Here is a 20,354-nt window from a genome sequence, read left to right as displayed (position 1 = left end):
TGGTAGTAATCCGTACTGAACATATTATACATTATTTTCAGTATAGTTGAGCTTATTATTGACTAGAGTCATGCTCTATCTAACTACTGGAGATCCCATGGTTTACCGCGCTGTTTTCTGGGGATTAGCTGGGATGGCTTTGGCTTTCTCTCTCGCTTTCCTTGAGGAGGCTAACGCTCAAACCTCGCTGACTGGCATCAACCGTGACAGCGTACTGCAACTGAACCTTGGGTCGGGACGCAGCCTCCCTCGGGTACCTGTGGGCGGTTCGGGTTCTGAGGAGGGCCGGGATCCCGCTGCTCCTTCGGCGCAAATGTGGGCAGAGTGGCATATTCGCGCCAATGTCTGCACCGGAAACCTATCCACAGAAGAGTTGGCAGAGCTGTTTCCATTGGTGAATCAAGCTCTAGTGGATGCCGTTTGCCGGGGAGGAAGTTAAAGGTTGCCCAGGCTGGCGGTAAGGTGAAGAAGGAGCCTCTAGGTCGCTGCTGCATGGATTTTGAGAAACTTTTGGAGGAATGGGTTGCAGCCTTTGCCCAAGTGGCCGAAGAAAGTTTGGCCTCTTTGGAGACTGCCCTGATGGAGCTGGCAGAGCACTTGGCTGTGCCTTTACAGGAAACCCTTAGGCAGTGGGAAGCCCTCTGGAATCTGGAGGAGGAAGTGGAGCTGGAGCCTGAGCCAGAACCCTTTGAGGAAACCCTCAACCCTTCTGGCGAATCTTTCACCACCAGTCGTTTCTTCGTCAGCCCGATAGGATTTGGGGGTGTGGTTGTTTACACTTACGTGGCTTCGCCGCCAGAATACATCGGGGATCCCACCTGCCGCTACAATGCCCATTCTCCAGAGTTGCGCTGCGCCGTCAACCCCTGCGGCCCCTGTGAGGGCTGTCCCCACTATGAGCCTCGGAATGAGCCTCGATGAAGGGAGACCGCCTGATTATCGCGCTGGACACCCCTTCCCAAGAGCAGGCTTTGGGGTGGGTGGACTCTTTGCCGCAGGTGCTGTGGTGGAAGGTGGGTCTGGAGCTGTTCACTGCTGCGGGTTCCCCCATCTTGCAGGCTCTCAAGGAAAGGGGCAAGCGCATTTTTCTGGATTTGAAGCTGCACGACATTCCCCACACGGTGGGGAGGGCTACGGAGGTGGCTGTCAGCTATGGGGTGGATCTGCTCACCGTCCATGCCGCCGGTGGTAGTGCCATGTTGCGGGCAGCCGTAGCAGCTGCCCAGGGCAGTTCTTGTCGGTTGTTGGCGGTTACCCTCTTAACCAGCATTAGCCCCTCGCAGGTGCGACAGGAACTGGGCATCGAGATGGATCCCGCCGACTATGTGTTGCATTTGGCCCGGCTGGCTCAAGCCCAAGGCTTGACCGGAGTGGTCTGTTCTCCTCAGGAGGTCTCGCGGCTGCGCCAAGCTTTGGGTTCGGAGATTTTGCTGGTTACTCCCGGGATCCGTCTGAGCCAGGCCAGTGGGGGGGATGGTGAGGATGATCAACAGCGCATCTGCACGCCCGACGAAGCTCTGCGGGCGGGAGCCGATTATTTGGTGGTGGGCCGCCCCATTACCGCTGCTCCCGATCCTGTGGCCGCCTTGCGGCGCTTCCAAGCCTCATGGGATGCTGCCGGGTGAGGGTGTGGGGAGATGCCCGATGTTATTGGGGTAGTTCTGTAATGCAACGACGCCGTAGGCTTGTGCAGTGGATCCCTGAAAAAAGGCCGGCTGGATCCGGCAGGAGATGTTGGCTAGGAGTCGGTTTGTCGGTGGTTTTGGGCCTGGTCAGCACTCCTGGGCGCGTTAGGGGTGCGGAGCATTTCGTTCCGGCAAGAGGGGAAACTTGCCTGGCTGCTCCTCAGGTTTGGGCTGAGGCTCTAACGGAGCAGTTGCCTTTGTTTCTCAATCTGGCCTTGAGCCGCTCCCGCTCTGAGTTTCAGGTTGTGCTGGTGGGGAAGCCGGAGGTTGAAATGCTCTCTCCAAGGTCTCTGGCCCGCTTACGCCAACAGGAGCTGGCTCCGGTTTTGCCGGACACCGCAACTGCTGTTTCGCCAGAAGCTTTTCGGCTGTATTTCACCACGCTGGAGCGCCGCTTGGTCTTGCCCCAACACCCCCAAAAGGAGGGCAACTCCTTGGCCGGTCGGCGCAGCGAAACCCTGCAACTGGCCTACGAGGCTTATGTTCTGCGGGCTGCTCCTGGGGATCCCTGGCGGTTGGTGCGTCTGCAGGTAACCGGATCGGGGATCCCCATTCGCGATGTAACGAATGGACTCACTGCCCAGGCCATCCGCCGCTGGCAACAGTCGGGTTGCCCCTTGACGGGCGATCTAGAGTTGACTAGACCTTCTCTCTAGCGGCGCGGAGCGCTTTGCGTCAGCATGAGTGCGGGAGTATGTCACGCGGGGAGATTCTCTTTTGGAAGTAACGAAGGGGCACTTTTTCTCCCCAACTGGCCAAGAGTAGAGGGCGTTGGATGTTCTGCTGCCGGTCGAGGGCCCACCCCGTGTAGGGATAGTGTTCTGCACTGCTCATGCGAACAGGCTAGGGTTTACCCATGAAGTTTCCCCCCGCCACACCCCGCCCGGGCAAGCGGCTGCCCCGCGGCTCATTTCCCCGCCTGAGCTCCTCCAACAGGGACAACCATCGCCGTCGGCGTTTGGTTGGTTTTGGTTTCATGGGCCACTGGCTGCTATGGGGAGGGATGGGCCTTCTTTTGGGGCAGCGACTCCGCTCTTGGGGGCAACCGGCTCCTCTGCAGTGGTGGCGCGTTTTGCCGGTGAGCAGTTCTGAGGGATCCCTGACTTTTGTCCAACCGGAACTGCCTCTCTACCACTCGTTCGCGTCAGTGGTGCGGAGCGCTTTTGCCGACAGGCTACTGCCCTGGCTGGCTCAGGGAACCGGGATCTCGGCTGAAGGGATCCTGCACATCTTCTCAGCTATGGCCTGCTTGGCCATTCTGCTGTTGTGCTGGAGCTGGGGCAACTTCTGGAGTGCCGGTCTATGGGGACTCAGCCCCTGGGTGTTGACCCAAGGGTTGGAGCCAGGCAGCGAGATTTTGGGCAGCCTGGTTTTGCTTTGCAGTTGTGGTGTTGGGCCGGGATCCACCTTGCGCTGGTGGGGTCTGGCCTTAGCTTGTGCCCTGTCTTATAAGGTTTGGCCCTTGGCTCTGCTCTGGGCGGGGCTGTGGACGAGCCAGCAGTGGCCACGGCAACCGTTGCGTTCGCGTCAGCGGCTCGGAATATCAGGACTGCTTTTGCTGCTGCTGGTGATGGGGCTTTCCTGGCTGGGACGGTTTAATTTGCCAGCTACCTCTGCTGAGGTGATTCCCCATCCTCTCAGCTCCCAAGGTGGCTTGGCCGTTTTGGCTACTTTGATGCTGCCCTTGGGGTTGAGCTTGGTGCGGTTGGGCTGGCCCTGGGCAGAACGGCAGCAAGCCCTGCTCAGCTTGGCCGGTTTGGGCCATGTCCTCTGGATGGGGGCGCTGGCGACATGGTTTTGGGATCCCCAAGTGAACACCCTGCAGCAAAGTGCTCGCTGGGGTTTGGTGGTGCTCCCCTTCCTATGCCTGAGCGCCGGCGGCGTCTTGGCTGAGATCCCCTACCGGAGCTGGCGGCGGGTTTTGGGATCCCTACTCCTGGGCAGTTCTTTCTTGTTATCGTGGCAGGCATTGGCCTAAGGTATTCTTTCTCTTGCTTGCCATGACCCAGACCTCGTCCGCATCGGCACCGCGTAGCACTTCGCGGCCCTTGTTGCAAACCCTTTTTGCCCAACGGGCTCAGGCTGTGATCCCTTCTCCTTTCGGGGCGGAGATCCCAGGGGCGGTGCCAGTGGTTACCAGTTTTACCTTTGGGCTGGCGGATCCGCGCCTGTTTCCCAAGGCCGACTTGGCGCGGGCCACGGCGGAGGTGTTGGCAGAGGATGGGGACAATGCCCTCAATTACGGCGGCACGTTTGCCGGGCTGATCGACGTGGTGCTGCAGTTGATGCGGGATAGAGGGGTAGAGGCCCAGCCGGAAAACCTACTGATCGGCTATGGCTCTGGGCAGATCCTCGGCCTACTGCCTCAGGTCTTTGTGGAGCCGGGGGATGTGGTCATTGTGGAAGGGCCCACCTTCATGGGGGCTGTCAGCCGTTTTGCGGCGGCAGGGGCGCGTCTGATCTCGATCCCGGTGGATGGGGAGGGCATGGTGGTGGATCGCTTGGAAGAGGTGCTGCGCGATCTGGCTCGCCAAGGGATCCGCCCCCGATTTGTCTATACCATCCCCACCTTCCAGAACCCCAAAGGCTGCACCCTCTCTGGGCCACGGCGGCAGAAATTGGTGCAGTTGGCGGCTGAGTACGGTGTGGTGGTGGTGGAGGACGATGCCTACTACGACCTGCGCTTTGCCGGGGATCCCTTGCCCAGCTTGGCTTCCCTGGATCAGGAAGGCTGGGTTCTGCACGTGGGCACCTTCTCCAAGATTGTGGTGCCGGGAGTACGGGTGGGCTGGGCCTGTGGTCACCCTGAGATCATCCGCCGCCTGGAGATGTTTCGCAGCGAGGGATCCCTGGGGCCCTTTCTGGGCCGGGTGGTGGCCCGCTATTGCGGGGAGGGCCGTCTGCAGAGCCACATTCAACTCCTCACCCGTCGCTACCGAGAAAAGTGCCAGGTGATGCTGGAGGCCATCGCTCAACATTTTCCCCCCGAAGTCAAGGTGGAGGCCCCTGGGGGTGGATTCTTCGTTTGGTGTGAGCTACCCCCTTTCCTAAGCGCCAGCACCTTGTTGCAGGCTACCCGTGCCCTGGGGGTCACCTTCCTACCGGGCACCCACTGCTTTGCCGACGGCCAAGGAGACCATGCTCTGCGCCTGGCCTTCAGCTATCAACCCGAGGAGCGCATTGTCAGTGGGATCCAGACCATTGGGGAACAACTGTACAGACTGATACACTCTTGCGCCAGCGGTGCGGAGCAGCAAGGGAAGGAGCTCTCCAAAAGCATGGATCCTTGAAGCCCAGAGCGCAGATTTCCCGCTCACCTGCCCCCCACAGCCTTGGCCACGCGCCGGAAAAATTGCCCAACGCCCTTCACCAGGTTAGGTGCAGATTCTGGACGAGCCGGGATCCCTGCCATGAGGGTGTAGTAGTCATCCAAGAGGGTGTGCTCTTCTGGAGAGACCGTGTTGTCGGCCATCATCAGGTTGCCGATTGCTCCCAAAAGTTGCATACGCTCGGTTTCGCTAGCCTGGGCTAGATAATCGGCCATCCAGCGCTCGGTTTGCTCCATCGGGATGGGCTCTTGGATCAGTTCTCGCAGCTCGGTATCGTGCTCCAAACCATAGCGGCGCAGCAGGGATCCCAAGTAGGCCAATTCCTGGGGTTCCAAATGCCCATCGGCCCAAGCAGAGCCGGCCACAATTTTGAGCATGAGCTGATGTTGAGTTGTGGGGTTCATGGTGGGATCCCTTGCTGAGAACTGTTGTCGCTACGCGACACTTCTGCGAACGTGTCAGGGGGCCAGAGACCTTAGAGGCTGCAGAGTTGAGGGGATGAACAGCTTAACTATAGCCAGACCTTGGGTGAGCCATCTGCGTTCGCGTCAGCAGCGCGGAGCCCTTTTTTCGGCTAGGATCGTTATCTGTATTACGAACACTGAGCTATTCGCGATAGCGGGACGGAGTCCTTTTTCTCGCCCATTCTTGCAATGCTGAGCGCCTCTCCTTGCCAATTGGATCTTGCCATTCTGGCCCCAGGTCGGCTGTACCGCGGCAGCGGCATTCTGGAAGCTGTGCCCCTCACCGTGCTGGGATCCCGCGTGCTGGTGATCGGGGGGGAACGCTCCTTGGCTGTAGTTGAGGCCCCCCTGGAGCGCAATTTCGCCCGGGATCCCGCCCTCCAAGTTCACTGGACTACCTACGGGGTAGACTGCAGCGAGTCCGAGCTGGCGCGTTTGCAGGCGCTGGCCACGGCGGAATCGGTAACCGGCATCTTAGGAGTGGGGGGTGGCAAGGCACTGGATACGGCCAAGCTAGTGGCCCACCGGCTGCGGATCCCGGTGGTTACCGTGCCCACCTCTGCGGCCACCTGTGCCGCCTGGAGCGCCCTATCCAATATCTACTCCGACAGCGGCGCTTTTCAGCAGGATGTGAGCCTGGATCGCGCCCCTGCTGCCCTGATCCTGGACTATGAGCTGATTCTGCAAGCTCCAGCGCGCACCCTAGTGGCTGGGATCGGAGATGCCTTGGCTAAGTGGTACGAGTCTTCCGTCAGCAGCGGCAGTTCAGAAGATGCCCTGGTGATTGGCGCTGTGCAGCAGGCCCGCGTCCTGCGGGATTTGCTCCTCCAGCAATCGGCGGCGGCCTTGAGGGAGCCGGGCGGAACCGCTTGGAAGCAGGTGGTGGATGCTTGCATTTGCCTGGCGGGGATCGTCGGCGGCATGGGTGGGGCTAAGTGTCGCACCGTGGCCGCCCACGCTGTCCACAACGGGCTAACCCACTTGTCGGGGCACCGGGCCACCCTGCACGGCGAGAAGGTGGCTTTCGGCATTTTGGCCCAGCTCCGCCTAGAAGAGATCCTGCAGGGAAGCCAGTTGGCGCTGGCAGCACGTACCCAGTTGCTGGAGTTCTACCGCCAGGTGGGGCTGCCCCTCAACTTGCGGGATCTCAAGCTAGGTCACTTGGGATCCGCCGACCTGCTGCATGCTGCCCAAGTGGCCTGCCAGCCAGGATCCGACATCCACCACCTGCCCTTCCCCGTCAGTCCAGAAGCCCTGTTGGTGGCCCTTACCACCACAGACCTGACCAGCTCCAGCCCTGTTCTCCCTCGGCTGTAAGTCCTGGCAGAGGATATCTGTCTGCTATCCAACTCCGCCGGTACGGGCCTGGGTCGGCATTGTGGGCAGGCGGGCTTCGCCGTAGGCTCCAGAGGTGGCGCCCACCAAGATCAAGGCTCCGCCCATCCAAGTCCACCCATCCGGGATCTCGGCAAACACCCAAAACCCGATTAGGCTGGCCCAGAGCAGACGGGAGAAATCCAGAGGCAGCAGCATCGTCACCTCAGCTAGCTTGTAGGCCTGGGCGAGGGCCACCTGGCCAATGCTGCCCAGTAGCCCCATGGCCACCATCCACAGCCACTGCTCAGGAGAAGGCCAGGTCCAAACCCAGACGGCAGCCAGAAAGGAAAGGGGGGTCTGCAGCAGGCCCATGTAGGCCGTAATCGTGAGGCTGGACTCGGTGCGGGAGAGGATCTTGAGCACGATGGTCACCCAGGCAAAGAGTGCTGCCGCCCCCAAGGCCAGCCCTGTTCCCAGAGAAAACTCTCGGAAGCCTGGCCTCAACATCACCAAAGCCCCGGCAAACCCCAGGCCCAATCCCAGCCAGCGGGACGAGCGCATCTGCTCGCCCAACACCCATACCGCCATCGTGCCGGCAAACAAAAGTTGAACAAAGCTCAGCGCCGTAGCTTCTGCCAGAGGCAACAGGCTGGCTGCCCAAAAGGAGAGCAACATCCCCACCGTGCTGATCGCCGAGCGCAGGAGGTAAAACTCCATCTTGGCGGTGTGCAGAGACTGGATCCCAGCCCGCAACACCAGCGGCGACAGGGCGAGAAACCCGAATAGGTTGCGCAAAAACACAATCTGAAAGGGGTGAAGGGCGGGAGTGTTGAGCCGGATGATCGCGCCTAAACAGGCAAAGCAAGCAGTGGCCAGCAGCTTCAGGGCAACTCCTTGCCAGAGCCTTATTTTTCCCCACTCTGCAAAGCGGCTCAGCTGGTGGCGATACCACATCTCCAAAGTCACAGCTCACACCCAAATGGTTTAGGCACTAAGTTTTCAGCCTTGAACTCTCAGCTTAAACGGACTTCCAGGGATCCGAACTGCGCCCCTGGGCACTCCTTGCTGCCCACCGGCCCCCCTGATTCCCAGGGGGAAAAAGATGGGGATCCCAAGACATGGCCATTTCAAGTAGCCATGAAACAACTCACCCCGTCGCTCCATAGCTCCCCTCTCTCTTTGGGAGAGGGGCTGGGGGTGAGGGCGTGGAACCTCTAGGTTTGCTTGAGAATCTCTTTCAAGTAGCCGATGACCGTTTCCGGCTTGAGATGGGCCATACAGGGATGACCCTCCACCAGGCAGGTTTCGTTTTTGAACTTGTTCTCTGCGCAGACCCGGCACTTGTAGGCGGTTTGGGTGAGATAGACGTGGGGCAGACGAGGAGCCCACAGTCGCACCGGGCTGGCCCCATCCCCATCGGCATCGTTGCCAAACAGGGCAATGGTGGGACAGCCCACTGCCGCCGCGATGTGCATCGGCCCCGCATCCACGGAGATACACACCCGCGCCCGCTTCAGGGCCCCCGCCAGCTCCATGAGGCTGGTTTTGCCCCGCAGGTCAACCATTCCCGTTTGCGCCAGCAGTTCGTCTTCGCTGCTGCCGCCGTGGTAGAGGGATCGCTGCAGCTCCGGCGCGCTGCCGATTAGCCCCACCTGCAGGCCCTGGCCTTGGCACCACTGGATCACCTGCCGCCAGTACTCCAGAGGCCACATCTTGGCGCGGCGGGTAGTGGTGATGTGCACCAAGACCTCTGGCACCGGAAAACCGGGATCCCGGCTGGGCAGCTCCAGGCGGAAAAAATCCGTCTCCACGTACGCCAGGCGACAGAAGATTTCGGCGATGTAGTTGCTGGTGAGGATCCCTTTGTAGCGCTGCAGAAACTCCAGGCCGTTCCAGTCGTCATCCTGGAGCATGCGCTGTACCGGGTCGGAGCCGGGATCCAACTTGCGGCGAAAATCCAGAGTCAAGCCGGCCCCGGCAATGTACTGGGGGCGCAGGGCCGTTACCGCCACCAGGTTGAGCTCGCTAAACTCGTCGCAATTGATGGCCAGATCGTAGGGCCCGGCCTGAGCCACCCGTTCTCGCACAGCAGCGGTCAGGGCCTCGAGGTAATCGGGGCGACGGCTGTAGAGAGGAAAGCTGAAGTCGATGTAGGGGCAGTGGAGCTCAAAGTCGCGGGTAATCTCGCTGCCAAAAAAATCCAGCACACAGCCGGGGTATTTTTCCTTGAGGCCCCGCAACAGCGGGATGGTAACCACAAAATTGCCCACCTTGCTGGAGGAAAACACCGCCAGGTGGGGATGTTCCCGCAGAGGTTGGTTGGCAAACCGTTGCATAAGGCTGGGATCCCCAGGAAGATATCAACCCCGCTGGAGGTGGTGCGGGTGGTGCAGACAGAGCACTTTTGCTAGGCTAGCATTCCTCTGTCCTGTGCTTTGATGGCCATGCTGGGATCCCTGGGCCTCAGGGGAGACTGGCTTGGCTGCCATCCCAGATGACCACCACAGCAAAGCGATCCAGAAAGCCATCTGCCGCATTCATCTGGCGCAGACTAAAAGCATCTTCGGCGGAAATCACCAGGTCGTAGCCCAGGGTGCGGATGGCACGAATGCGGTGAGGCCGTTCCCCGATGCGGTTCACCAGTGAGCGGGCCTGCTCTTCCGAGGTGGCATAGGCAGCTGTGCCCTCGCTGCCCACAAAGGCCGCGTTGAGGTCTTGGCCAAGAGTAACGGGGGTATAGACTTGATTGCCATCGGGATCAAACAAGCGCATTGACTGGCTAGGCAAGAAATCCAAGCCTCGTGCATCCACAATCAACCCTGTCACTTGCGGTTCCCGCCGCTGGGATCCCGCCTCCAGACCCGCTCCACCCCCTGGCCCTTGGCCTGTGCCCACCCCTGAGCCAGGACTGGCTCCGCGCACCCCACTCTGGCCGCTGCCCGGCCCGATCACTTCCCCCTGCCGGGATCCAGAGCCACTGCCGCCAGGGCTGGTGCCGAACTGCCGCAACAGATCCAGATCGAAGACCGGGCCTTCTGCCACTTCTCCATGGCCAGGTTGGGCCGGCTGGACTTTTGGATCGGCTTGATCTGTTTGTGGGAGCGGAACAGAATCCTGGGTTACTGGACGCCAGGGCGTTGCTTCAGAAGCGGGCAGGGTAGGGGATCCCCCTTGCAAGCGGTAAAGGGGAGGAAACAGCGTTTGGGCATCCACAGCTTCCACCGGCAAGACCGGCCCCGCCAGCAGGATCCCCAGTGCTGCCCAGCTCACTTGGATCCGTATGCCTTGAATCCTATACTTCCACCACCTCATGCCCACACCTCTTGGCCTCAAAACCTGCGGCCCGCTCGGCAACCGCTCATCCTCCCCCATGCTACCCAGGCAGGGCCGGTTCGGCAGGGGATCCCGCGCAGTCTTCCCCTTGGCTTGAGAGCAGCTGGGGCTCCTGGCCTCTCCCTAAAGGTGGGTCGGAGAACAAGAGATTGATCCCCAGCGATCCCCAGGGTCTTGACCGACAGGCAAAAATACGCAAACATGGGTTCATCATTCTTGATGATCCCCGTTGATCCCCACCTGATGGTTGTCAGCGGCTGGAGAGCGCAAGGCAGGCCGGCACGCCAGCGGGTTCGAGGCTGTACTGAGCCGCAAGCTGGGATCGGCCTTTGGGTTAGAAGCTGGAGCATTGCACAAAGCCCGATTTGTCGAAGAGAAGACAGGAGACCCCGACCATGCCACAAGAGCGGATCCCGTTGGAAGAAATGACCATCCGGCAGTTGCGGGAAGAAGCTGCCCGCTATCAGATCCCCAAGTACAGCCGCATGACCAAGGAGCAACTTGTCCAGGCCATTCGGGAAGCCCAAGCTGCTCGCAGCGGTCGTCCCGCTGACACGATGCCAGAGCCGAGCGGCCAAGAGTCGGTTACCCAAACGAAGTTTGTGGGCCAAGAGGTTGGCGGTAAGCCGGATCTGGCCGATGTGGACAAAGGGCTGGGCGATTTGCCGGGCGGTTACGGGGAAAGCCGCATTGTTTTGCTGCCGCGGGATCCCCAGTGGGCCTACGCCTATTGGGATGTGCCCAACGAGGCCAAGGAGAGCAAGCGCCGCGAGGGGGGTCAGCAATTGGCGCTGCGCCTCTACGATGTGACGGATATCGATTTCAGCTACCAGCCGGCCCACAGCATGCAGGAGTACCCCTGTGACGAGTTGGCGCGGGAGTGGTACCTGCCGATTCCGGTGAGCGATCGTTCCTACATTGTGGAGATCGGCTACCGGACGGCAGATGGCCGCTGGCTGATGTTGGCCCGCTCGGCTGCAGTGATGGTGCCGCCGGTCTATCCTTCCGACTGGTTTGAAGAGCATTTCCTGACGGTGCCCTTCGATATGGCCCTGCAGGGCCGCACCCTCTACCAGCTCAGCGAGCCTTACAAGCGCAGTGCCACCGGCATGGGTGTGGTGGCCTACAAGGGCGATGAGCCGCAGCAAGGGGCCATGGTCGATCCCTTCCTAGAAATGGTGGGCGGCTTTGAGTCAATGCGGGTGGCGGGATCCCTGTTTGGCAGCCACCAGATGGGCAGCCGCCAATTGGTGCCGGAGCAGGCCATCAGCTCGTTTATCATCCCCTCGGGTGTGGGCATGATGGGGATGGCCATGGCCGAAGTGCCTGCTGCTCCTTGGATGGCTTCGGGATCCGGCTTGGGCCTGTTCTCGGGGGCTTCCGAAGTGCTGCCGCAGCGCTCTCGCAAGTTCTGGCTGGTGGCCGATGCCGAGCTGATTGTCTATGGGGCCACAGAGCCGGATGCCACCGTCACCATTGGCGGGCGGAAGATCCAGCTCAACCCCGATGGCACCTTCCGCTTCCACATGGCCTTCCCAGACGGCAACATCGACTTCCCCATCTTCGCCGTGGCTGCCGATGGCGAGCAAAACCGGGAGATCCACATGACTTTCGACCGCCGCACCCTCTCCCGCCGCACCAACACCAAGGAGGAGGCCATCGAGGAGCTGTTGCCCTAAAGGATCCAACCTTCGGCTTCTCGCCCCCTGGAGCTGGCCGGGGGGCTTTTTTCCCTGGGCTGGAGAGCTTGACTCTAGTCATCGAAACAGGGGATCCCAGCCCTAGGAGAGGTCGATCACCCGGATCAGTTGTTTCAGCTTCTCCATCACCCGTCCAGAGCGAAGCAGGTCTTCCGCCTGTTGGATCCCTTCTGGCAAGGATGGGGCGTGGCCGAGGAGCCACAGATAGCTACCCCCATTCCAGAGAGCGGCTGGGGTGAGTTCACAGGGATCCCCGCTGAGCACCTGCTGCATCTGTTGGAGCAGCTCTTTCTCGCCGGAGAGGGGAATCTCCGGGCCTGCCAAGTGACAATCGCGAGCCTTCAAGAGCAGCCGTTTCCCGCCCTGGTTGAGAATGGCCGCCCGTTCCCGCGGCAGGTCGCAACTGCCTTCCAAACCTTTGACGGTGGTAAATTGCCGGATCTCCCGCAGGGCAAACAGCTCCAGCATCGTGGCCTCGGTGGGCGGATGCACGTACCCGGCCACCAGGTGAAAGGGGCCTTGGTAGGGTGTCCAGACCAGCTCCAAGGTGGCCAAGGGGGGGCGCTTGCCGATTTGATCCCGGTAGTCCATCAGGGCCTGAGCCTGGGGAAAACAGGTGGGCAAATACAAAAATCCCAGCCCGGTTTGTTCCAGCAGTTGCCCCACCCGCTCCAGGGATAGCCCCCGCCAATCTACCCCCAAGCTCCGCCACACCGTTTCCAAAGGCAGCCCATACTTGGTGGGACAGAAGCCAGAGCCATGCAGCAAAACGGCTGACCCTGCCGCCGCCAGCAGCAAAGCCACCAGCACCCCCAGCGGCGCAGTCCGCGAGCGGCCATCGTAGGGATGGCCAAAGATGATCAAGGGATGGGGCAAATCCCGTTGGGGCAGAAGAGGGCCGTCTTCTGCGTAGGCATCCAACATACCGGCCAGCTCTTCGGCAGTGGGGCGCTTGATGCGGTGGGCAATTAAAAAAGCCCCGATCTGGGCGGGAGTGGCTTCCCCCCGCAGGAGCATCCGAGCAGCGCTGGCGGCCTCTGCCCGGCTGAGATCCTGGTGGGTGTGGGTGCCGCTGCCGATTTTTTTCAACAGCTCGCGAAACTCTTGGCTCATGGCATCGGCGGTCGGGAGCGCTGGGCTACCCAAGTAGGGGGAGATAACGGCGGAACACTTGCAACTACCGATACAGGTATTTGACAACTTACAGAAATTTCTACAAAAAATCCCTACAGAACTGACAACAGCCCGGCAGAGGGCTGAGGGAAATGGGGATCTGTACCGGAAGCAGGCTCAACCTCAGACTGCCTGATAAGCTGGGCGGCCAACTGCAAAAACCGGCGAATGGGAGGGATCCGATAGCGATCGCTGGTGGTGACCATAACCACCTGTCGCCTCAATAGGGGGGGCTCGGTGGGTCGCACCTGCAAATCCGGATCGGCGCAGCAGTCCACCAGGGCCGACTCCGGCAGGAGGGCAATCAACTGCCCCTGTCGCACCACCCCCCGAAAGGCATCCAAGGTGTTCAGTTCCAGGGCTGCTTTGAGGGGAAGCCCCTGCCGGGCCAGATGGGATCCCACCAAGGAGCGCATGGCATAGCCATCTTTGAACACAGCCTGGGGATACTCCGCCAGCACCTTCCAGGGGATCCGCTCGTAGCGGCTGAGGGGATGGGTGGCGGGCATCAATACTTGAATTGGCTCCGAGTACAGTGGCTCCACCACCAGCTCTGCCCCCCGCGTCATCAGGGGGTTCTCCATCACCAGGGCCACATCCACCAGCCCATCCCTGAGCACCTTTAAGGCGCGGTCGCTGCCCAGAGCGGTAACCCGCAACTGCACCTCTGGGTACTCCCAGCAAAACTGTTGCAGCACCGGCGGCAGTTGATGGGCGATCAGGGAATGGATCCCGGCAATGCAGAGCTCAGTTTGCTGGCCCTGCAGCCATTCTCGAATGCTTTCCTGAGCCCGCTGCCATTCCTGACAGATGCGACGGGCATGGGGCAAAAGCCGTTCCCCGGCCACAGTTAGGGCCACCGGGCTTTTGCGATGCAACAGCGGAGCGCCCACTGCTTCTTCCAGGGCCTGGATCTGGCGGCTAATAGCCGATTGGGTCAGACCGCTGAGGCGAGCAGCGGCCAAAAAGCTGCCTGTTTCCACCACGTTCAAAAAAGCTTGCAACAACTCCAGCCGCACCTGGGATCCCTTGATGATGTAGCCTGCCGTGGTGGCATCCTAGCTGGGGAAGCGGTAGGCTTTTGTAAACACCGTTACAAGTTGTTTGTTGGACTGGGGATCCCCAAGCCAGGAGGAGAAGCAGATGGGTTGGGATCCAGCCTTGCTGGAGGGGCTGCTCAACTCTGCCATTCCGCACCTTTTCCCCGCTGCCCAAGTGGCCATCCGCCACAAGGGAAGGTGTATTTACTCAAGGGCGGCAGGTTATCTCGACCCTGAGACCCGGCGCCAACCAACAACCTCGGCCACCCGTTTTGACCTGGCCTCGCTGACCAAGCTCTACACCGCCACCGCCTGCATGGCCCTGGTGGAAGCCGGAGCGTTGCTGTTGGATCAACCGGTCAGTCTCCTGTTGCCGGAGTTTCAGGGATCCCGCCCCATTGCCCCCTATGAAGATCCTCTGCAGCCGGGGAAATGGATTGCTGTGGAACCGGAATCCTTAGGCCAGCTTGTTGCAACAGAACAGGTGACGGTGCGACAGTTGCTGGCCCACACCGCCGGTTTGCCCGCCTGGCGGCCCCTGTTTCGACAGCCCGATGCCGAATCGGCCCGGCACATGGCCCTGCACACCTTTTTGGCCTACAGGCCGGGATCCCGCAGAGTCTACAGCGATCTTGGATTGATCCTGCTGGGGCTGGCTTTGGAACGTCTGAGCGGAACCCCTCTGGATCAGATCTTGCATGCCCGGATCTTGCGGCCTCTGGGCCTGAGCCAAACTCAGTTTTATCCGGGGGATCCTTTCGACCCACCCCCTGTCTCTGTCTCTTGTGCCCCCACCGAGCTGTGTCCTTGGCGAAAGCGCCGCCTACAGGGGCAGGTTCACGACGAAAATGCCGCCCGCCTGGGCGGGATCGCCGGCCATGCCGGACTATTCGCCACGGCAGAGGAAGTAGCCGCTTTCGGAGAGAGTTTTTTGACGGGATCCCTGCTGCAGCCCCAAACGGTGAGGGAAATGACCCGCGAGCAGTTGCCTCAGCAAGGGGATGCCCACCGCTGTCACGAGCGCCGGGGTTTGGGGTTTGCCTTGCGCTCTCCGGATCCCTTGGCCAGCAGCTCCCCGTTCAGCCCCAGCGCCTTCGGCCACACCGGCTTCACCGGAACCTCCCTGTGGATCGATCCAGAGCGGGAACTGGTGGTGGCGCTGCTCACCAACGCCGTCTACCACGGTCGGCGGGAGAACGGGTTCCAGGCTTTCCGGGTTGCCTTCCATCAGGCCATCCTAGAGGGGCTTTCTTGATCATTGAGTCCCTGACCGTTCCCGCTAGGGTGCCGTAGGCATAACCGAGGCTGAGGTGGACGAGACCTTTTACCGACAGTTGGCAGATATGCTCTCCCGCGGGCCGCTGGTGGTGGCCACCGTGATCCGCACCCAGGGATCTGTGCCTCGCCAGGCGGGGGCAAAACTGGCCGTGGGATCCGATGGCACCCTGTTGGGCACTGTTGGCGGTGGGGCTGCCGAAGCGGAAGTCATTGCCCGAGCGCAAACCCTTTTGCAGGCTGCCGTTCCCGTTGGCGATGGCGATGGGGAGTCCTGGCCGGCTGGGATGCAAGTTTCCCTTGACCTCAACAGCCCTCCCTTGGGCGTTTGCGGGGGACGGATGCACATTTGGCTACAGCGATGGCAGGGATCCCCTGCCCAAACATTGGCGGCCCAGATCCTCCAGGCTCTGACCCAAGGGCCAAGGGCTTGGCTGATCACTCCCCTCCATCCTCAGGGGTTCCCCTACCTCAGCCTTAGCGACAGCGGTGCGGAGCACTTTGCCCCCCTGCCATCCCGCCCACAGCTCCTCGCGGGATCCTGGGTCGAGCCCCTCCTCCCTTCCCCCACCCTGCTGATCGTCGGAGCGGGCCACTGCGGCCTGTCCCTGGCCCAGATCGCCCATTTGGCCGGCTTTCGCATTTGGGTTCAGGACGATCGCCCAGACTGGGTAACCCCTCAGCGCTTTCCCGTTGCCGAGCGGCTGTGCTCAGAACCCTTTGCCCAACTTATCCCCCATCTGCACAGGATCCCGCAGCTCTACATCGCTCTTGTGACCCGCAGCTACAGCCTCGATTGCCAAATCCTGCGGGCCATCTACCACTCCGGCCTGACCCCCCACTACCTGGGGATGATCGGCAGCCGCAAGCGGGTACAAACCGTACTGCGAACCCTGGCCCAGGAAGGGATCCCGGAGACCGCCTTCAGTCGGCTCTTTGCCCCCATTGGCCTGGAGATCCACGCCGAAACCCCCGCCGAGATTGCCATCAGCATCACCGCCCAGCTCATCCAGGTGCGACGGGGATCCCCGAAGAGAATGCCCGGCGAAACCCAAGGTGTAGGCTTGCCGGTTAGCCGGAGGACAAGCTAGGCTAGAAAAGCGCCGCGGGGTAGAGCAGCCTGGTAGCTCGTCGGGCTCATAACCCGAAGGTCACTGGTTCAAATCCAGTCCCCGCTATACCTAGGGGACAGTTGCTTAGAGCAGCGTCCGCACATCCACCACCTTGCCGCTGACTGCCGCTGCGGCCACCATAGCCGGGCTCATGAGCAGAGTACGCCCGCTGGGGGATCCCTGGCGGCCCTTGAAGTTGCGGTTGGAAGAAGAGGCGCTGATCTGGCGCCCCACCAACCGATCCGGGTTCATCGCCAAACACATGGAGCAACCGGGATCCCGCCACTCAAACCCCGCCGCCTCGAAGATCTCCCGCAAGCCCTCCTGTTCTGCTTCCTGCTTTACCCGTTCTGAGCCGGGCACCACAAACGCCTTCACCCCTGGGGCCACCCGCCGCCCCTTGGCAATCTTGGCTGCCTCCCGCAGGTCGCTCAAGCGGCCATTGGTGCAACTGCCGATGAAGCAGACATCCACCGGTGTCCCTACAATGGGATCCCCCGGCTGCAAGTCCATGTAGGCGTAGGCCTCTTTGGCCAGTTCCCGCTCGCTTTCCGGCAGATCCTCGGGGGCAGGGATCCGCTCATCCACCCCAATCCCTTGGCCGGGGGTGATCCCCCAAGTAACCGTCGGCGCAATATCTGCGGCCTGGAAGACCACCACATCGTCGTAGCGGGCATCGCCATCGCTGGCCAGGCTTCTCCACCAGGCTACCGCCTCTTCCCAATCCGATCCCTGGGGGGCAAACTCTCGCCCCCGCAAATACTCAAAGGTCACCCCATCGGGGTTGACGTAGCCGCAGCGGGCCCCTCCCTCGATGGACATGTTGCAGAGGGTCATGCGCTCTTCCATGCTCATGGCTTCAATGGCGCTGCCCCCATACTCGTAGGCGTAGCCCACCCCGCCTTTGACCCCCAGCTTGCGGATGATGTGCAGAATTACATCCTTAGCGTAAACTCCCGGCCCCAGCTTGCCCTGGATCTCAATGCGGCGCACCTTGAGCTTGGACAAAGCCAAAGTTTGGGTGGCCAATACGTCTCGCACCTGGCTGGTGCCGATCCCAAAAGCAATGGCCCCAAAGGCCCCGTGGGTAGAGGTGTGGCTGTCCCCACAGGCGATGGTCATCCCCGGCAGAGTTAACCCTTGCTCCGGGGCAATCACATGCACGATCCCCTGCCGACCGGAGCCGCTGTTGTAGAAGCGGATGCCGTATTGCCGGCAATTGCGCTCCAATTCCTGGATCATCTCCTCTGCCAAGGGATCCGCAAAAGGCCGTGCCCGGTTGTCGGTGGGAATGATGTGATCCACGGTGGCCACCGTCCGCTCGGGAAACAGAACCGGCAGATGACGCTCCCGCAGCATGGCAAAAGCCTGCGGACTGGTCACCTCGTGAATTAGGTGCAGGCCGATGAACAACTGCGTCTGCCCAGAGGGCAAAATCCGCACCGTATGGGCATCCCACACCTTATCGAATAATGTCCTCTCGCTCATCTTCCTCGGCCCGCAGCCAAGTCCTGTAAACTTTCAATGTGCTACTTGGGGAAAAGCTTGTCAAGGCACAGGCCTCCGTTATCTCTGGGCAACGCTGCTGAGCTGAGCGAGATGCAGCCCTTCTTTGAACATCCCCAGCCGGCAAAGGCGGGTCGGAGTCCTCAAGCCAGAAAACCTGTTGCCAGCCCTTCAAACGGGATCCCTGAAGGCCGGCCAAGGCAAAAAGCGATAGCCCGCCTCTTGAATGGCAGCGACGATATCCGGCAGGGCCTCTGCGGTGTGGGGCCAGCGATCGTGGAGCAGCAAAACCAGGGGCTGATCGGAAGCCTGGATCGCCGGCAACTGAGCTCGAACACGCTCCAAAAGTTGGGCTGCGCTTTGGCCCGCGTAAGCATCTTCCGGGCTCATGTTCCAGTAAAGAACTCGATATCCTGCCTGCTCCAGAGAGCGACGCAAAGCAGAATCTAGGCGAAAACCTCCCGGTGGGCGAACAACCAGTTGGGGATCCAAGTTCAACGCTTTGAGCAGTTGGGTTGTCTGATCCACCTCAGCATAAAACAGCTCATTGCTTCCGTAGAGACGTTGATAATCGTGGGTAAAAGTATGATTGGCTAGGGTGTGGTGATGGGCCTGAATCGATTGAGCCAATTCTGGAAATCGGGAAACGTGGGTGCCAATAACAAAGAAAGTGGCCGGGATCTGAAGATCATCCAAAACCTGTAAAAGTCGGGGGGTAGACTGAGGCCAGGGGCCATCATCAATGGTCAGAAAGGCAGAACGAGGTGGCACTTCCAGTAAAGGCCCCAGCACTTCTTCTAAAGGCAGTTGCAAAGGTTGAGTATTTTCTGCCGGATCGAGAAAGTCGGGATCCGGGATCCAGCCATGCTGCAGAAACACCTGCACATGAGCGGGAGCAGGGGTAATCAGTAAACGCCCCGTCTGCTCATTTTGGTTGCCCCAGCTCAGCCGATAGGGCAGATCCGAAGCGACCTCGACGGTTGTTGTATGGGTAATGACTCCGTAGGGGATGTCGATCACATAATGCCCGTTCACCTCTTCTTGATGGATCCAGGCTGCCGAAGGAGCTGATAGATAAATGAGCAAATCTTGGGGATTGGCGCCGCGCACCACCCGAATGCTTTCAATGGGGAGAATGAGGTTGTATTCCGAGGTGGCCGTCAGGTTCAGCTCAAAAAGAGGCTGGGCCTCTACCGTGCAGTAGTAGATCAGTCCAACCAGTAGGAAGGCTAGGCAAAATATCAACGCTTTCAACGCTTTCAGAGAGTGCATGGAATGGCTTAATCCTTCGCAACCAATCATAGGACAGAAGCCACCCAAGCTCGATAGAGCCCATCAATTTAGTGAGGATCCGGAAGGCCCTGGGATCCCAGGTGGCGAGAGCAGGCGCTCTTCCCATTTACGTGCAGGTGAGGCCCGTCGGATGTCCCGCCAAATGGCTGTGGCAGCTAGGGTGCCATCGGCAACCGCAATCGACACTTGGTTCAGGCCCTGCTTCAAATCGCCCAGTGCAAACAGCCGCGGATGAGCAGTGCGACACCACTCGTCGGTTAGCAGGTTTTCCCCTTGCCATTTCAAGCCGGGGATCCCTTTCAAATAAGCATTGTGGTATTTGGCTCCCATCGCCACCAAGCCGGTGGTCGCTTCGATGTAGGTGCCATCTTCCAGCTCCACACCCTGCAATTGATGGTTTTCTCCCCAAAAACGACGAATGGGAGTTTCGTAGAGTGGGTAGCCATGATCCGCTAGTTTTTTGCGCATGTCGGGGCCGACCGAGCAGAGGCCGTGGGTCAACACCGAGATATAGGGTGTAAACCAGTTGAGGACAAAAGCTGTATTGATCCGATCTTCTGAATTGACGATCAACACCGCCTTCTGATCCCGCATTTCGTAGCCATCGCAGATCATACAGACATGCAGTGAATAGCCCGCGTAGTCGTAAACATTCTGCATATCCGACAACTGGGGCAAGTAATCCATAATGCCGGTTGCCGCGATCAAATATTTGCTCCGAAAAACGGGGTAGAGGCTGTTCATTTTTCCCACCTTGACCTTGACTGCAAAAAGGTCTCCCTCATCGGTGGCATCTTCCACAAAACCGCGCAGGTAATCTACCCCCAAGCTGAGGGCATGCTCTGTTCCCTGGCGCAACAGCTCTCGCCCTGGAGTGGTCGGGGGCAAGCCCAGATAATTGCGCAAATCCTGCATCCAAAAAGATCGGCCTCTGCCCTTCTCCACCACCAGGCAACTCAGTCCGTAACGGGCCAGATAGATTGCCGCCGATAGTCCCCCTGCTCCTCCTCCGGCCACGATCACGTCATAGATTTTGTTCAAAGCAACTTCTAGATTCCTGCTGCTCAGTTTCATGGACGGGATCCCCTCACGAGCTTTTTGCCGGGTGATCTCAGGTCGTTGGCTGC

General features: G+C 60.3%; 18 protein-coding genes and 1 tRNA gene. 10 read left to right on the top strand and 9 right to left on the bottom strand.

Translation table 11 applies throughout. The annotated features are described in order from the left end of the window. Nucleotides 1-492 precede the first annotated feature (492 nt). From NW849_RS04750 to NW849_RS04730, 5 genes are all read left to right on the top strand, one after another. Nucleotides 493-921, top strand: coding sequence for a DUF6464 family protein (locus tag NW849_RS04750; protein WP_369791761.1), 429 nt, complete (start codon nt 493-495; stop codon nt 919-921). Further along, complete coding sequence (pyrF, locus tag NW849_RS04745; RefSeq protein WP_414356221.1) at nt 918-1,625, top strand: orotidine-5'-phosphate decarboxylase; 708 nt, start codon at nt 918-920, stop codon at nt 1,623-1,625. The genes NW849_RS04750 and pyrF overlap by 4 nt, the downstream gene beginning before the upstream one ends. A 131-nt stretch (nt 1,626-1,756) precedes the next feature. After that, nucleotides 1,757-2,341 carry a hypothetical protein gene (locus tag NW849_RS04740; RefSeq protein WP_414329542.1) on the top strand — a complete coding sequence of 195 codons (585 nt, stop codon included), beginning with the start codon at nt 1,757-1,759 and terminating at the stop codon, nt 2,339-2,341. Nucleotides 2,342-2,541: 200 nt separating this feature from the next. Beyond that, complete coding sequence (locus tag NW849_RS04735; RefSeq protein ID WP_414356219.1) at nt 2,542-3,663, top strand: hypothetical protein; 1,122 nt, start codon at nt 2,542-2,544, stop codon at nt 3,661-3,663. Between the two features lie 22 nt (nt 3,664-3,685). Next, a complete protein-coding gene (locus NW849_RS04730) occupies nt 3,686-4,975 on the top strand; it encodes a PLP-dependent aminotransferase family protein (protein WP_414356217.1) in 1,290 nt (429 codons plus the stop codon). 23 nt (nt 4,976-4,998) lie between these two features. Here NW849_RS04730 and NW849_RS04725 read toward each other — a convergent pair whose 3' ends face one another. After that, nucleotides 4,999-5,418 carry a TerB family tellurite resistance protein gene (locus NW849_RS04725; protein ID WP_414356214.1) on the bottom strand — a complete coding sequence of 140 codons (420 nt, stop codon included), beginning with the start codon at nt 5,416-5,418 and terminating at the stop codon, nt 4,999-5,001. 249 nt (nt 5,419-5,667) lie between these two features. Here NW849_RS04725 and NW849_RS04720 point away from each other — a divergent pair, with 249 nt between their 5' ends. After that, the gene (locus NW849_RS04720; RefSeq protein WP_414356212.1) at nt 5,668-6,795 is read left to right on the top strand and encodes an iron-containing alcohol dehydrogenase family protein; all 1,128 of its coding nucleotides are present in this window, start codon (nt 5,668-5,670) and stop codon (nt 6,793-6,795) included. Between the two features lie 24 nt (nt 6,796-6,819). Here NW849_RS04720 and NW849_RS04715 read toward each other — a convergent pair whose 3' ends face one another. The 3 genes from NW849_RS04715 to NW849_RS04705 all read right to left on the bottom strand — a co-directional run bounded on the left by NW849_RS04715 (nt 6,820) and on the right by NW849_RS04705 (nt 10,065). Then, on the bottom strand, nt 6,820-7,761 hold the full coding sequence (locus tag NW849_RS04715) for a DMT family transporter (RefSeq protein ID WP_238376852.1): 942 nt from the start codon (nt 7,759-7,761) through the stop codon (nt 6,820-6,822). 248 nt (nt 7,762-8,009) lie between these two features. Next, the gene (locus tag NW849_RS04710) at nt 8,010-9,131 is read right to left on the bottom strand and encodes a glycosyltransferase family 9 protein (RefSeq protein WP_414356209.1); all 1,122 of its coding nucleotides are present in this window, start codon (nt 9,129-9,131) and stop codon (nt 8,010-8,012) included. 127 nt (nt 9,132-9,258) lie between these two features. Next, nucleotides 9,259-10,065: a hypothetical protein gene (locus NW849_RS04705; RefSeq protein ID WP_414356207.1), complete on the bottom strand. Its 807-nt coding sequence runs from the start codon at nt 10,063-10,065 to the stop codon at nt 9,259-9,261. 458 nt (nt 10,066-10,523) lie between these two features. Between NW849_RS04705 and NW849_RS04700 the strand changes: the two genes are divergently transcribed. Next, the gene (locus NW849_RS04700; protein ID WP_414356205.1) at nt 10,524-11,807 is read left to right on the top strand and encodes a DUF4912 domain-containing protein; all 1,284 of its coding nucleotides are present in this window, start codon (nt 10,524-10,526) and stop codon (nt 11,805-11,807) included. Between the two features lie 102 nt (nt 11,808-11,909). Here the strand turns inward: NW849_RS04700 and NW849_RS04695 are convergent, their stop codons facing one another. After that, entirely contained in the window at nt 11,910-12,941 is a 1,032-nt protein-coding gene (locus tag NW849_RS04695; RefSeq protein ID WP_414356203.1) for an anthranilate phosphoribosyltransferase family protein, read from the bottom strand. Between the two features lie 113 nt (nt 12,942-13,054). Then, on the bottom strand, nt 13,055-14,020 hold the full coding sequence (locus NW849_RS04690) for a LysR family transcriptional regulator (RefSeq protein ID WP_414356201.1): 966 nt from the start codon (nt 14,018-14,020) through the stop codon (nt 13,055-13,057). Nucleotides 14,021-14,144: 124 nt separating this feature from the next. Here NW849_RS04690 and NW849_RS04685 point away from each other — a divergent pair, with 124 nt between their 5' ends. The 3 genes from NW849_RS04685 to NW849_RS04675 all read left to right on the top strand — a co-directional run bounded on the left by NW849_RS04685 (nt 14,145) and on the right by NW849_RS04675 (nt 16,494). Further along, on the top strand, nt 14,145-15,296 hold the full coding sequence (locus NW849_RS04685; RefSeq protein ID WP_414356199.1) for a serine hydrolase domain-containing protein: 1,152 nt from the start codon (nt 14,145-14,147) through the stop codon (nt 15,294-15,296). Between the two features lie 55 nt (nt 15,297-15,351). Further along, entirely contained in the window at nt 15,352-16,407 is a 1,056-nt protein-coding gene (locus NW849_RS04680) for an XdhC family protein (RefSeq protein WP_414356197.1), read from the top strand. 13 nt (nt 16,408-16,420) lie between these two features. Continuing rightward, nucleotides 16,421-16,494, top strand: a tRNA-Met gene (locus tag NW849_RS04675). Nucleotides 16,495-16,512: 18 nt separating this feature from the next. On the opposite strand, the gene leuC is transcribed toward NW849_RS04675, so the two are convergent. The 3 genes from leuC to NW849_RS04660 all read right to left on the bottom strand — a co-directional run bounded on the left by leuC (nt 16,513) and on the right by NW849_RS04660 (nt 20,301). Then, entirely contained in the window at nt 16,513-17,916 is a 1,404-nt protein-coding gene (gene leuC, locus NW849_RS04670) for a 3-isopropylmalate dehydratase large subunit (protein ID WP_414356195.1), read from the bottom strand. 189 nt (nt 17,917-18,105) lie between these two features. Continuing rightward, complete coding sequence (locus tag NW849_RS04665) at nt 18,106-19,206, bottom strand: polysaccharide deacetylase family protein (protein ID WP_414356193.1); 1,101 nt, start codon at nt 19,204-19,206, stop codon at nt 18,106-18,108. Nucleotides 19,207-19,269: 63 nt separating this feature from the next. Beyond that, a complete protein-coding gene (locus NW849_RS04660) occupies nt 19,270-20,301 on the bottom strand; it encodes an NAD(P)/FAD-dependent oxidoreductase (RefSeq protein WP_414356191.1) in 1,032 nt (343 codons plus the stop codon). Nucleotides 20,302-20,354: the final 53 nt, after the last annotated feature.

Origin of the sequence: Synechococcus sp. R55.3, from assembly GCF_047461975.1 — a bacterium.
Lineage (GTDB): Bacteria > Cyanobacteriota > Cyanobacteriia > Thermostichales > Thermostichaceae > Thermostichus.
Note: the sequence above shows the minus strand (reverse complement) of the source record. Positions and strands in the feature narration are given on the sequence as shown.